The sequence below is a fragment of the uncultured Roseivirga sp. genome, from assembly GCF_963973945.1.
GTDB lineage: Bacteria > Bacteroidota > Bacteroidia > Cytophagales > Cyclobacteriaceae > Roseivirga.
Genome location: NZ_CAXBBV010000001.1, coordinates 149629 through 162995, shown reverse-complemented (window position 1 = coordinate 162995; position 13367 = coordinate 149629). Strand labels below are relative to the sequence as shown.

Annotated in this window: 10 protein-coding genes; 3 read left to right on the top strand and 7 right to left on the bottom strand. The window is 41.5% G+C overall.

Annotated elements, in window-relative coordinates:
* Positions 1-78 precede the first annotated feature (78 nt).
* Complete coding sequence (locus tag AAC026_RS00835) at positions 79-411, bottom strand: hypothetical protein (protein ID WP_339606020.1); 333 nt, start codon at positions 409-411, stop codon at positions 79-81.
* 298 nt (positions 412-709) lie between these two features.
* On the opposite strand from AAC026_RS00835, the gene AAC026_RS00830 reads away from it, so the two are divergent.
* On the top strand, positions 710-1039 hold the full coding sequence (locus tag AAC026_RS00830) for a PadR family transcriptional regulator (RefSeq protein ID WP_339606021.1): 330 nt from the start codon (positions 710-712) through the stop codon (positions 1037-1039).
* Positions 1036-3714 carry an ABC transporter permease gene (locus AAC026_RS00825; RefSeq protein ID WP_339694154.1) on the top strand — a complete coding sequence of 893 codons (2679 nt, stop codon included), beginning with the start codon at positions 1036-1038 and terminating at the stop codon, positions 3712-3714. Before AAC026_RS00830 ends, AAC026_RS00825 begins: the two co-directional genes overlap by 4 nt.
* 1125 nt (positions 3715-4839) lie before the next feature.
* Here AAC026_RS00825 and AAC026_RS00820 read toward each other — a convergent pair.
* The 4 genes from AAC026_RS00820 to AAC026_RS00805 form a co-directional block, all read right to left on the bottom strand.
* On the bottom strand, positions 4840-6375 hold the full coding sequence (locus AAC026_RS00820) for a YifB family Mg chelatase-like AAA ATPase (RefSeq protein WP_339694151.1): 1536 nt from the start codon (positions 6373-6375) through the stop codon (positions 4840-4842).
* Positions 6365-6952, bottom strand: a complete 588-nt coding sequence (lpcA, locus tag AAC026_RS00815) for a D-sedoheptulose 7-phosphate isomerase (protein WP_339694148.1) — start codon at positions 6950-6952, stop codon at positions 6365-6367. Before lpcA ends, AAC026_RS00820 begins: the two co-directional genes overlap by 11 nt.
* Positions 6953-7017: 65 nt before the next feature.
* Positions 7018-8847, bottom strand: a complete 1830-nt coding sequence (locus AAC026_RS00810) for an ABC transporter ATP-binding protein (protein WP_339694146.1) — start codon at positions 8845-8847, stop codon at positions 7018-7020.
* Positions 8848-8896: 49 nt separating this feature from the next.
* Positions 8897-10561 (bottom strand): hypothetical protein, encoded by a 1665-nt coding sequence (locus AAC026_RS00805; RefSeq protein ID WP_339694143.1) that lies wholly within the window; start codon positions 10559-10561, stop codon positions 8897-8899.
* A 161-nt stretch (positions 10562-10722) separates the two neighbouring features.
* On the opposite strand from AAC026_RS00805, the gene AAC026_RS00800 reads away from it, so the two are divergent.
* Entirely contained in the window at positions 10723-10965 is a 243-nt protein-coding gene (locus AAC026_RS00800; RefSeq protein WP_062588506.1) for a type B 50S ribosomal protein L31, read from the top strand.
* A gap of 78 nt (positions 10966-11043) precedes the next feature.
* On the opposite strand, the gene AAC026_RS00795 is transcribed toward AAC026_RS00800, so the two are convergent.
* Positions 11044-12990: a M23/M56 family metallopeptidase gene (locus tag AAC026_RS00795; protein WP_339694141.1), complete on the bottom strand. Its 1947-nt coding sequence runs from the start codon at positions 12988-12990 to the stop codon at positions 11044-11046.
* Positions 12987-13355 (bottom strand): BlaI/MecI/CopY family transcriptional regulator, encoded by a 369-nt coding sequence (locus AAC026_RS00790; RefSeq protein ID WP_053223967.1) that lies wholly within the window; start codon positions 13353-13355, stop codon positions 12987-12989. Before AAC026_RS00790 ends, AAC026_RS00795 begins: the two co-directional genes overlap by 4 nt.
* Positions 13356-13367 lie beyond the last annotated feature (12 nt).

The window sequence follows — 13367 nt, the reverse complement described above, 5'->3', positions numbered from 1 at the left end:
AAGTCACTCGGCTAAGCCAAGCGACTGTTTCAGTATCCATCAAATTAGTGGAGGAGAATTACACCAACCACCTTGCTGTTAAGCAGGATCTTTGGTCATGCTAAATTGTGTCAGGTAAACTGTATCCTGTCCTTGTTGGGCAACTACAATTTGTCCACTTCCTATATTGTCAGCCGTGAGTTGTCCTTGCATAATGGAGAACCATTCGGAATTCTCATCTCTTTGCTGCGTCCAAAAAGAACTATCGTTTTGCCACCAATAGAACTTAATCTCAGGGTCGATACCTGTAATGTATGTACCCGTATTGTCGGTTTTGAAGTGGAAGGTTCCCTTCACATTTTGTGTTGTAACAGACCATTTGGTACCGCCTATACTTACAGTTTTTTGGGTGTTTGAATTGCTTGTGTCCATGATATTGTGTTTTAAATAGTGATGTTAGTTACGGGGCCTGTCGTAGTAGTCAACAGGGGTGTTAAAACCATGATACAAACTACAAGATTTCTTCTTGTTTGCGAAGGATAAGCACAAGCTTTTCTTCTTTCAGTTTTATTGAAGATTGCCTATTACTTTAAACTAGACTGGTGATCAATCTAATTTTCTCCTTTCTTAAAGAGGAGAGTAAAAAACTCCTTCCAAAAATTATTTTCCATTTACTTAACAAGTATGAAACTAATTATTACTTTTACTTTTGTTAAGTAAACAAATAACTATGTCGGAACATTCGTTGGGTGAGTTTGAGGAGCTGGTATTACTGCTCGTAGCCGCCAATAACAAAGAGGCGTATGGCGTACTGATCCTTGAAAACCTTGAAGAAAAATTAGGGAAGAAGGTCAATGTCAGTGCCGTGCATGTGGCCCTCAAACGCATGGAAAACAAGGGTTTTGTAGAATCTAGTTATGGCGGCATCACCAACGAGCGTGGAGGCCGCAGAAAAAAATATTATAGCATTACTTCATTAGGGAAGAAGGTACTGGATCAGCAATACGAAGTCAGAACTTCGATTTATCAGCAAATTCCTAAAATTTCATTTGGTCAATGAAAGCCCAACCACCAAAAAGAGCACTTCAATTTCTGCGCTGGTTTTGCAGGGAAGATTACCTCGAAGAATTCGAAGGTGATCTAATTGAGCTCTTCGAGAAGCATTTTGAAGCATCACCCAAAAAGGCCAGAAGAAAATTCTTTTGGGGCGTAATGCGCTCTTTGAGGCCTGGGTTTACAAAAGCATTTTATAAGGTCAACTATTCAATAACAACAGCTATGTTTAAAAACAACTTGAAGGTGGCGTGGCGCAATGCGCTTCGACAACCTTTTTTCACTTTCCTTAACACATCGGGCCTTGCCATAGGTATGGCAGGCGCCTTGATCATTACTTTATTTCTCCACGATGAGCTCAGCTTCGACAAAATGTTTGCCGATGCAAATCGCATTTATCGAGTCAATATCGACAACCGAACCGCGGGAGAAACCAATCACTTTGCAGCCGTTTCTAGTCCTTTGGCCAATGTAATGCAAAGTGATTTTCCGCAGGCAGAAATGATCACCCGATTAAAGGTGAGCAACAGCATTTTATTGAAAGCGGTAGATGCCGAACAAAATGTAAAAGAAGATTACGTTGCTGGTGCAGACTCTACTTTTTTCGAAATGTTTGGTTTGAAACTGCTCTATGGAAATTCAAAAAACGCATTGCAAAAGCCAAACTCTATTGTACTCACCAAAACCGCAGCCCTCAAGCATTTTGATTTAGATAAAGCACTTGGCCAAAGCATGGTGCTCAATAATGATGAGATATATGTGGTCACTGGCGTGATGGACGATTTACCTAAAAACTCGTTTTTAAGAAATCATCAGGTTTTTATTTCACTTTCCAGTTTTGAAGACGCCAAAAGCTTGGCTTGGAATACTTGGAGCTTTCCCACTTTTGTGAAACTTAGCCCTACGGCAAATGAAGAAAATTTACAGGTTTATTTGAGCACGGTGAAAGATCGTTACTTAATTCCTTGGGCCATGACTTTTATGCCAGGACTCACCGTAGAAAGTGCCAAAGAAATGGAAAAATCATCTGGTGATTTTATGCGGTTTACCCCCATTGCTCTAACTGATATTCACCTGCATTCACCCAATATTGAAGATGAGTTAAGCACCAATAGCGATATTCAGAATGTATATATACTCGCTGCGGTTGGTCTATTCTTGATCATCCTTGCCTGTGTCAACTTTATGAACCTGTCTACCGCGCGGTCTCTGAAAAGAGCAAAAGAAGTGGGCGTGCGCAAAACGTTAGGCAGCAGTAGGTCAGGTTTGATCAAACAGTTTCTAACGGAATCTACCTTGGTGGCTTTTGTAGCACTGGTATTGGCCATTGTTATTGCAGCCATCAGTTTGCCTTACTTTAATCAATTGGCGGGAAAAGCTATTTCAATTCCTTTAGGGAATCCGTTGTTTTGGTTGGCACTCTTGGGGGTTTCGCTTGTTTTGGGTTTTGGTTCGGGGAGCTACCCCGCCTTTCTCATGTCGAGATTTGCACCCATTAAGGGAATGAAAGGAGGGGACATTAAAGGAAATGGAGGCAGAACGGTGATCAACAGCCTTGTGGTTGTTCAGTTTGCCATTTCACTATTTCTCATGTTGGGTACTTTTGTGGTTTTTCAGCAACTCAATTTCATTCAAAATAAAGACCTAGGGTATCAAAAAGATCAGGTGCTGATTATTGATGATGTAGATGCCACAGGCAAGCAAATCGAAGCTTTTAAAAACCAAGTGAAGACAATTGCTCAGGTAGAAAATGCTTCGCTGAGTAGCTATTTGCCAACCCCCTCGCCAAGAAGTGCCACCACCCTTTTTCCTGATAAATCGCTCGGAAGCGAAAATGCCTTGATCATTGGGAGTTGGGATGTTGATTACGACTACCTCTCCACCTTGGGACTGGAGTTGGTTGCCGGTCGTGATTTTAACAGGGAATTTGCCACGGATTCTAGCGCCATGATTTTGAACGAATCCACCGCTGTACTGCTTGGCTTGTCGCCCGAAGAAGCCATAGGAATGCGCTTCACGGATGATTTCCATAGGGAGGATAAGGAAAACATGCGCTACTTTACAGTGATCGGAGTGGTCAAAAACTTCCACTTTGAAACCCTGAGAAACAGCATTGATGCCCTTAGCCTAACGCTAGGCGGAAAGCCTAAGAAAATGCTCGTTAAACTGAATGCTGGAGATTTTTCGAAAGGCATTTCGGAATTGGAAACCGTATGGAAAAAGTTCGCGCCAAGTCAGCCTTTCAGTTATTATTTTATGGACGATTCCTTCAATAATACTTATGATGCTGAACAGCGTTTGGGCAAAATATTTGTGATTTTCACTTCGCTTTCCATTTTTATTGCCTGCCTTGGCCTGTTTGGTTTGGCGGCTTTCAATGCTGAAAAAAGAGCGAAAGAGATCAGTATCCGAAAAGTGCTGGGCGCCAGCATAGGTCAAATTACTTACAAACTGTCCATTGATTTTCTAAAGCTGGTGGGCTTGGCCACTATAGTGTCATTGCCGTTGGCTGGTTATTTCATGAACCGCTGGCTGCAAGATTTCTCCTATAGGATTGAGATCCCTTGGTGGGTGTATGTACTTACGGCTTTTATGGCTGTGGTTATTTCTATCCTCACCGTGAGTTTTCAAAGCACAAAAGCCGCTATGAGCAGTCCGATTAAAGCTTTGAAACAGGAGTGATTTCTGTTATTAACCACAACTGCGCTGAGTTTCGCAAAGATTGCAGAATATAGTCCGTTAGCTATTCTATTAAAGCTAGTTTTTGGGTAACCACTAACAAGCTAAGTCATGCTGTAAGCTCCGAAGCTTCGGGGTGTCCAGTAACACAGAAGGAGAGTGTTTTGTCTTGTGGAGCGCGAAAAGACCTCTACGAGGTAACTGTGATAATGGCTTATGTCGAGTTAAGACTGCTTCGTGCCTCGCAGTGACGGCTCTGGGCATTGACTGTTTCAACAGTCATGCTGCTTCGAAGCTTCGGAAGGTTTCAGCATCCCTCACTGGAAAACGAATTGGGGTTTTTCAATTAAAACGGACAGAGTCCTAGCGCTCATATTGGGTCACAGGTTCGGAGAACCTATGGCTAGGACCATTTTGGCATTTTTAATAATACAATAAGAGGATGTTTAACGGAGTAATGACTAACCCAGAGCCTATATAAATCAAGACATTCTGATATAGTTTTAGAGCCGTTAACCTTTTCATTCCACGGAAAAGAAGGATGAAAACCCAAGCATAGACTATCAGTGTTAATAAAGCTATTGGAAGGTATATTATTGCAATATATGGAAGGATAGATTGAACGAACTCTGTTTCAAAATAATTGGCAAGAGTTATTCGAATTAGGTAGATAAACCCTGGGATTATATATGGTAAGAATGAAATTTGGAAGAGCTTAATAAGCAATGAGTACTTAATGTCGAGATTCATAAACCGAAGAATATGCTTCATTATGAAAGTGCTCCCAAAGCCAAAAATTAATCCGTATAAAAACGATATTATGAGATAGGAGATTAACATTACAAAGAGTGTCATCATGCTTCCTCCTTGCTCAAGAAATGAGTCCTTAAATAATATAGGAACCATTACTGCTCCAAAAGATGAAAAAGATATAAGGACTAAAAACCATCTTGGTTTGCTATTCAATCTTTTGTCAAGTATCCGATCTGCGTATTGATAGATTTTACTCATAAACTGCATAAGTAGTGTTTATTAACACCAACGTTGTGTTTCGCTCACTCTTAAAGTTAACCGTTTAGTGATAATGTCTAATCAACTTCTAAACGATAAACCCTAAACTTCACAAACTCACCCCGCCCAGCCGTCTCTATCCAAGCTGCGGTATTGAATGGCTTCGGCTAAATGCTCAATTTTGATATCTTCGCTGCTGGCTAAATCGGCAATGGTGCGGCTTACTTTTAGGATTCTGTCATAAGCACGAGCAGAAAGCCCCAGCCGCTCCATAGCGGTTTTTAAAAGTACCCTTCCTGGTTCATTAATCTGGCAAATGTCTTTAACCATTTGCGAAGGCATCATGGCATTGGAATGTAAGCCGTGGTCTTTCAATCGGGCGGTTTGAATCGCGCGGGCTTTGATTACCCTTTCACGAATGGCAGCACTGTCTTCGGCCTTTCGGTTTTCCGTCATTTGGTCGAAGGAAACTGGTGTTACTTCTACATGCAAATCAATGCGATCGAGCAATGGACCGCTGATTTTATTGAGGTAGCGCTGTACTTGTCCCGAACCGCAAACGCAGTCTTTTTCTGGGTGATTATAATAACCGCAAGGACATGGGTTCATGCTGGCAATCAGCATAAAATTGGAAGGGAAATCTACCGAAACTTTGGCGCGTGAAATGGTCACTTTTCGCTCTTCCAAAGGCTGACGCATTACTTCTAAAACCGTGCGTTTAAACTCGGGCAATTCATCCAAAAAAAGTACGCCATTGTGCGCCAAAGAAATTTCTCCGGGTTGCGGATTTCCTCCGCCCCCGACCAAGGCTACATCGCTTACGGTATGGTGCGGAGAACGGAAGGGTCTTTTCGTGACCAAATCGCCATTGGCAGTCAGTTTACCCGCTACCGAATGTATTTTGGTGGTTTCCAACGCTTCATACAAACTCAATGGAGGAAGGATTGAAGGAAGCCTTTTCGCTAACATGGTTTTTCCTGCGCCAGGCGGGCCAATCATGATGACATTATGACCACCGGCTGCTGCAATTTCTAAAGCGCGTTTGATATTTTCTTGTCCTTGAACATTCGAAAAATCTGCTTCATAGTCATTCAAATGGGTGAAGAACTTATCGCGGGTATCGTATTCTAAAGGCTCAATATGCCGTTTTCCTTCCAAAAATTCGATGGCCTCAATCAGGTTGCCTACACCAATTACATCAAGGTCGTTGACGATAGCTGCTTCGTTCGCATTTTCGCTCGGAAGAATAAAACCTTTGAAACAATTATTTCTGGCCTCAATGGCAATGGGCAGCACACCTTTAATCGGCCGAAGATTTCCATCCAAGGCCATTTCACCCATAATGAGGTACTTCTCTAATTCTGGTGCATTGATTTGGTTAGAAGCATTCAACACACCCAAGGCGATGGGCAAATCGTAGGCAGAACCTTCTTTCTTGATGTCGGCTGGCGCCATATTTACCACCACTTTTTGACGTGGCATGCGGTAATCAAAATGCTTTAGGGCAGATTCTATGCGATGCTCACTCTCCTTCACAGCACTATCGGGCAAACCACTGAGCCAGAACTTAGTGCCCTGCACAATGTTCACTTCAATGGTGATGATTCTTGCATCTACACCATGCACAGCCGCTCCGTAGCCTTTACTCAACATCTATGGTTCCTTTTTCTATCAGTTGAATAAGTATGTGAATGACTTTAATGTGAATTTCCTGAACGCGGTCGGCATAGCCCATGTGTGGCACACGGATTTCTACATCGGCCAGTTCTGCCAATTCCCCCCCATTTTTCCCCGTAAGGGCAATTACTTTCATTTTTCGTTGCTTGGCCACTGTGGCTGCGCGAAGAATGTTCTTTGAATTTCCACTAGTGCTAATCGCCAAAACAGCATCGCCTTCGCGTCCTAAACCTTCGATATAGCGAGAGAAAATGGATTCGTAACCGAAATCGTTTGAAACGCAGCTGATATGGCTGGGGTCTGAAATAGCAATGGCAGGCAATGCCCTGCGGTTTTCGCGGTAACGACCAGTCAGTTCCTCGGCAAAATGCATGGCATCGCAGTGCGAACCACCATTGCCGCAGCTGAAAATTTTACCGTCATTATTTATGGTATCTACAAAGGCCTGTGCAGCCTTTTCTATGGCTTCAATGTTTTGTTCGTTGTCCAGAAAGTTTTCTAGCACTTTGGCGGCTTCCTGTAATTCTTGCTTAATCAGACTGTAATTGTCCATGTTGAAGAGGTTTTAATCGAAGAAAGTAAATTATACGAAATATATCAATGCAATCTGAAATAAATCTAAATGGATTGCATGTTGATAAGCTTAGTATAGACCCCGTTTTGTTGCAATAAAGTTTGGTGATTCCCCCGCTCTACGATTTCACCTTTTTGCATTACCAAAATTTCATCGGCATGTTGAATGGTGCTCAATCGGTGGGCAATCACAATCGATGTTCTGTTTTTCATTAGGTTGGCCAAAGCTTCCTGCACCAGCTTTTCAGATTCAGAATCGAGTGCCGAAGTGGCTTCATCCAAAATTAATACCGGTGGGTTTTTCATTACTGCGCGGGCAATGCTCAATCGTTGGCGCTGACCACCAGAAAGCTTTCCGCCTCGCTCACCAATATTGGTTTCGAAACCATGTTCCAAATCCATGATGAAGTCGTAGGCATTGGCAATTTTAGCCGCTTGAATTACATCTTCCAGCTTGGCATTGGGCATGGCAAAAGCGATGTTCTTAAATACGGTGTCGTTAAATAGGATGGACTCTTGCGTAACGATACCCATCAGCGCACGTAAAGACTCGGCCGTTACGCTAGTGAGCGGATGTCCGTCAATTAGAATTTCGCCATCTGTTGGGTCGAAATAGCGTGGAATCAAATCTGCCATGGTCGATTTTCCGCCTCCAGAAGAACCTACTAAAGCCACCGTCTTTCCTTTTTCAACCGTAAAGTTGATGTTCTTTAATACCGTTTCTTTGTCGTAAGCAAAGCTCACATTTCGGAACTCAATTTCATTATTGAAACCCTGTAGTACGGTTGCACTAGGTTCGTTTTCAATTTTTGGCTGCTCATCAATCAATTTAAAAATACGATCGGCTGAAACGATACCGCGCTGAATGTTACTCAACGACTGAGAGATACTTTTTGCTGGATTAATAATTTGGCTGAACACGGCAATGTAAGCCAAAAGCTCACCAGCTTGTAAGCCGCCTTGTTCGTTTAAAACGAGTGTTCCGCCATACACCAAAAGGGAAGCCACTACCACAATACCCAAGAATTGAGAAACGGGCGATGCCAGTTCGTTCTTACGTGCCATGGAAATGTTGATCTTTCGGTAGGTCATGGTTTCCTTTTCGAAAAGATCGTCTACATAATCTTTGGCATTAAAGCCTTTGATAATGCGCATGCCTGAAAAAACTTCGTCCATCAGGTTCACAATTCTACCCAATGACTCTTGACTCAGTACCGCCTTTTTCTTCAGTTTCTTTACAATCCAAGAAATCAGAAAACCCATAACAGGGAAGAAAACCAAAACGAATAATGTAAGCTGAAGCGAAGTGGCTAGAAGGAAAGCCACATAAATAATGATGGTGGCAGGTTCTCTAAAAAGCACTTTAATAGAGCTGACCAAGGTGACTTCAATTTCCTGAATATCGTTCGTCATACGCGACATGATGTCACCTTTTCTTTCGCCAGAGAAGAAATTTAAGTGAAGGTTAGTCGTGTTTTTAAATACCTTGGTTCTGATTTTTTGCACCACGTTAGCTCTTACAACACCCATAGTCACATTAGAAAGGTAAGTGAAGAGGTTGGAAAGCAAGGCTGAAATAGCGATGATGATACTCACATAAATTAAGCTGCTCGACTTGCCTTGTGTGTCGCGCAGGTAAATCAGTTTTTCGTAAAGAATAGATTTAAGCTGATCTAAAAAACCCACTTGGTCACCCACTGCGGCTACGGGGTCGAGTCCTTCCTTTGTATTTTCAAATATGATACTGAACAAAGGCTCCAGTAGAGCCAAATTGGTCAAACTGAAAATGATGGCCAGCGTAGCAAACAGAAAATACTGCGGGAAGTGTTTATGGTAGGGTTTGGCAAATGCCAGAATTCTCCGAAAAGTCTTCATAATTCAATTTCGGCCAAAGTTAAATATAAATAATGGGGAAAGCCCGATTTCAAAACTCGTGTTGGCGCTTGGCCAAATTCCAACGAAGTGAAGCGCTAATGGTTGTACTGTTTAAGTCGCGAGCTGCCAATTCACTATTGAAGTTCCTTTGTAACAGGCCCAAATCGAAAAACACATTGTGTATAAGCATGTACGAACCTCTTAATTCAATGTACATGTTTTTAGCATTTGCGCCCTGCCCAATTTTATTACCCGAAGTAGACACGCGGTCATCTGTATCGGCCAATACGTTTCCACCATAATTTACGCCATCGCCAAGGTCTTCGCCCAAATCGGAATAGATGATTTTGCCAACTACCGAAAGTCTTTCCAAAGGCTGATACCTGCCTACTAAAACCAATTCTTGAAAATTGGCTCCCAGCGGATGCGCCAGTGGGTTTCTGTAGTTTGAATAACTATTTTTGAATTCGCTTTGGTACAAATACGGACGTGCTAGGTTAACTTCTGCCAGTAAATCGAGATTACTCACACCAAACGCATCAATGCTTTTGCCTCCCAACTGAATACCAAATCGGTTTCGCCAGCTGCCATTACCAGCACGCAAATCGCCAATCACAAACTCATCTAAAAGTGCTTGGCCGTAAATTGAGATGCCTTTTTTCACTTTCCAGTTAAAATCCAGTCCGAGCAAAACGTTATCGGGGCTGCCTTCCTGTAATTCTACAGCCCTATAAAATATAATAGGGTTGAAATAAGCCAAAGTGGCTTTTTCGCTCATTACTGACTCAAATAAGCCCAAACTAAATTTCGGGGTAATGTTCAGTCCCAAACGGTGGAAAGCCCAGAATTTTTTAGGGTAGTCGCCATCGCCAGGTACGCCCCTGCCCGTAAAGGCAATGTCTTCAGTAAGTTCAGAAAACATGGTAGTATACTGGAAAGGCCCCACTTGAGTGTCTATTTTCAGAAATAAATTAGGGCTAGAGAAGTCAGAAAGAATCATGGAACGGTGTCCGTTGCCAATAAAATTTTTGTCGTAACCCGCCTGTACTTTAATGCTTTTGGTAAGCCCAAAGTTGAAATACCCTCTGGCGTGAAGTACATCCCAACCGTTATCGCCAAATGCTTTCCAAATGCCCTCGTTGGGAAATGCCTTTTGTGGGCCGGTGATATATCTATTGACATATTCGGGCAAGCGCATTTCAGTGGTACTTACAAAAGTGTAGAAGCCAATTTTTTTGTCAATCGAACCATGAATTTCTGCACCACGAGTGTTGGTGTACAATGTGCCGTCAGTTTCTGAGTCTTTTCCGCCAGTAAAATCAAAAACCGGGTTAATGTGTATGGTAGAATTTCCTCCTTGATAATAAAGTAAATCCGACTTCTTAGTGTAGAAGACATCCCACCAACTTTTATCGTTTTCTATGTATTCTGAATTGGCGAACTCCCAGTTGTCGTTCATTAAAAACTCGAAATTGAATTTATCTTGTTCCGAAAAATTTGGATACTCCTCTTTAATCGAATTTAAAAATGCCGCTAAACTTTCTCGGCTTACGGGTTTATAGGTCGTTTGAAACTCTTTGGCCTGCTCAGGAAATTTGGCTACAAAGCGATCGATGATATGGTAATAATCTCGATTGTAAGGAATTAGACTGCTTTGAGCAAAGGCACTAACGGAGCAGAATGTAATGCAGAGTAGTAAAAATAGCTTTTTCATAGGCGTATATAGCTGTCGCAAGATAAGCACTGCTAAGGTACAGATGGTTTAATTTTAGGGAAAGCTTAAAAACATCAATAATAAAGTAATTATATTTGTGAAATCGACTGTGGCTCACTACATTTGCAGTCCTTTTTGAGGGAAGTACTAAGAATAGCGTTATGAAAAAAGAAATCCACCCTGAATATAAGCCAGTTGTATTTTACGATACTTCAAGCGAGTTCAAATTTATGACGAAGTCTACAATGACTTCAGGAGAGACCATTGAGTGGGAAGATGGAAACACTTATCCATTGATTAAAGTGGAAGTTTCTTCTGCTTCGCATCCCTTCTACACTGGTAAGAAATTATTTGTTGATACTGCAGGACGTGTTGAGAAGTTCAACAGACGTTACAAGAAGTAATCATCAATTTAGCTTATACGAAAAAGCCCCGACATGTCGGGGCTTTTTTTGTTGTACATTTGAGTTTATCAGGTTTTTCTAAAAATCTAGCTTGGCGAGAGATGCTTTGGTTGTTTTCTCCCATTCTGCTTTTTGTTGTGCTGCTCTTATTTTATCTTTTTCGTATTTCTCGTTGGTGGTAAGGTTGAGCTGGTAGCTATAGATTTTTCCTTTTTTGGCATTTGGGTATAGAAAGCTTTTAAAGTAGTGTGCAAAATCCGAAGCTTTGTAATTGCTAATTACAGAGTTATCTACTTTTTTGTTATCAATCCAAATTCCGTAAATAGTAGGGTCACTCCAATTTTCTACAATTTCTTGTGTCGGCTGAAGTTTCCCTAAATATGAACGTGGTGGTAAAGTGAGAGACTTCAAGGCTTCTGTCTGTTCAACAGATAGGTTAGCCATGTCTTTAATAATAGGTTCCTCATTCTTTCTTAAGAATATGGCTTTATTATCATCATAGATAACTTTTTCGTATTCAAACCCAGAGCCCAAGTTTATATCGTAATGCTCTTCTTCTACAGCATAGACTGCTACATTTTTTGGGTCTCTTGATTTTTGTTCTAGGAGTAAGATGGCTGGACGAGTTGGTGTATCAGGAGTCGCTTTATAATAATCTTTCGGATCAACCTTTTCGCCAGCTTTAATCACCTCATAATGAAGGTGAGGGCCTGTGCTGTGGCCTGTGTTGCCAACTTTTCCTATGAGCTGTCCTTTTTCTACTTTATCACCTACCTGAACGTTCATTTCGCTGAGCTGTGCATACAGGGTTTGGTACTGATCGTCATGTTTAAGTTGAATGTAGTTGCCATAACCACCTTTCAGAGATTCTACCTTTTCTACTGTTCCTGAGGCGGTAGCGATTACTGGCGTTCCTGTTTTGGCTGAAAAGTCAACCCCTTTGTGCATTTTGTCTTCTTTGGTTACTGGGTCTTTACGCATACCATATGTGGAGGTAGTGCGTAGATATTTATAATCTCCTAATGGATGTAACTCTGGTTTGTTCTCTTGAAAAATGGAATTTTCAAGAGTGGAAATAAGCGTGTTTGCATTGTTGCCAATGATGGCTTCGGCCTTAGTTTTTAAACTGAAGCAAAGCGTGGTTACCGCCAAAAGCGGCAGCAAAATAGCCGCACGAACCAGAGCAGCCATTTTAGTGGTTTGTTGTGTCATCATTTTGAATCTTTTTTTGGTTAATGAATAATTTGAAAGACAGGCCAAGCTCATCTCATTGCTTTGGTTGCGGTTGGCAAACTTGAGCAACAAGCGCTGATATGTGACGATGTCATTAAACTTGCCAAGCACCATCGCATCTGCTAAATACTCATGGTTCAGCCGAATGGCCTTGGCATAGAAATAATACATTGGATTGAACCAGAAGAGCACTTGAAGCAACTCTACCAATAGAATATCTAATGAATGTCGTTGCAGAGCATGACCAAGCTCATGTGCTAAAAGTTGTTCCCTCAAAGCTTCCTTTTTATAGTCTTCATTATACATGAAAATGAATTTCAAGAAGTTATGAGGAATTGTGGGTTGGCCAAGAAGCACCACTTTAGCCGATTTGTACGGAATTCGAGTGTTGTTTTTAGCCTTAGTAAAGAGCCTGTGAATATTCCTTCCAAAACGAACCACTAGAACAAAGGCAATTACCAAATAAAGTCCACCAATTGCCCAAGGCGCATAGTTGATACTCGTTTTAGGTTTTACTTCTGTATACTCCGATGGGCTTATTGCTTCTGGACTTATCGCTTGCTCATTGGCTACTACTTCGTAAAGCGTTTCTGAAATCATTTCTCCGGTTGGAATCATGATTTTATCTGAGCTGATTTCTAGATTCAACCAAGGGGTGGTCAATGAGAAAATCAAAGCGAAGAGGAGGTAAAACCTTTTTACTCGATGAAGCGCAGTTTGCTCTAAAACCAGCTTATAAATGCCAAAGAGCACCAATAAGCATAAGAAGATTTCGAATAAGCCCGCAATCATTGTTTCTTCTTTATCTGTTCGTCAATCATTTTTTTAAGGTCTTCCAATTCTTCTGTGCTCAAATCAGTTTCGTTGGTGAAAAACGAGGCAAACTGAGTGCTTGAATCGTTAAAGAAGTCCTTAATCAATCCTTTGAGGTGCTGCGAAAAATATTCGCTTTTACGCACCAGCGGATAGTATTCTCGTGAGTTTCCAAAAAGTTTGTAATCCACAAAACCCTTGTCTTTCATTCTTTTTAAGAGCGTAGCCACTGTAGTGGTAGCAGGCTTCGGTTCAGGAAACTCAGTGAGTAAATCTTTCATGAAGGCTTTTTTTAGCTTCCATAAATAATTCATGAGTTGTTCTTCGCTTTTCGATAAATTCATGCTCTACTTTTT

Excerpts from the sequence above, each read along its gene's own strand:
- AAC026_RS00805 (WP_339694143.1), bottom strand. The coding sequence starts at position 10,561 with ATGAAAAAGCTATTTTTACTACTCTGCATTACATTCTGCTCCGTTAGT.
- AAC026_RS00790 (WP_053223967.1), bottom strand. The coding sequence starts at position 13,355 with ATGAATTTATCGAAAAGCGAAGAACAACTCATGAATTATTTATGGAAG.
- lpcA (WP_339694148.1), bottom strand. The coding sequence starts at position 6,952 with ATGGACAATTACAGTCTGATTAAGCAAGAATTACAGGAAGCCGCCAAA.
- AAC026_RS00820 (WP_339694151.1), bottom strand. The coding sequence starts at position 6,375 with ATGTTGAGTAAAGGCTACGGAGCGGCTGTGCATGGTGTAGATGCAAGA.
- AAC026_RS00810 (WP_339694146.1), bottom strand. The coding sequence starts at position 8,847 with ATGAAGACTTTTCGGAGAATTCTGGCATTTGCCAAACCCTACCATAAA.
- AAC026_RS00830 (WP_339606021.1), top strand. The coding sequence starts at position 710 with ATGTCGGAACATTCGTTGGGTGAGTTTGAGGAGCTGGTATTACTGCTC.
- AAC026_RS00825 (WP_339694154.1), top strand. The coding sequence starts at position 1,036 with ATGAAAGCCCAACCACCAAAAAGAGCACTTCAATTTCTGCGCTGGTTT.
- AAC026_RS00835 (WP_339606020.1), bottom strand. The coding sequence starts at position 411 with ATGGACACAAGCAATTCAAACACCCAAAAAACTGTAAGTATAGGCGGT.
- AAC026_RS00795 (WP_339694141.1), bottom strand. The coding sequence starts at position 12,990 with ATGATTGCGGGCTTATTCGAAATCTTCTTATGCTTATTGGTGCTCTTT.
- AAC026_RS00800 (WP_062588506.1), top strand. The coding sequence starts at position 10,723 with ATGAAAAAAGAAATCCACCCTGAATATAAGCCAGTTGTATTTTACGAT.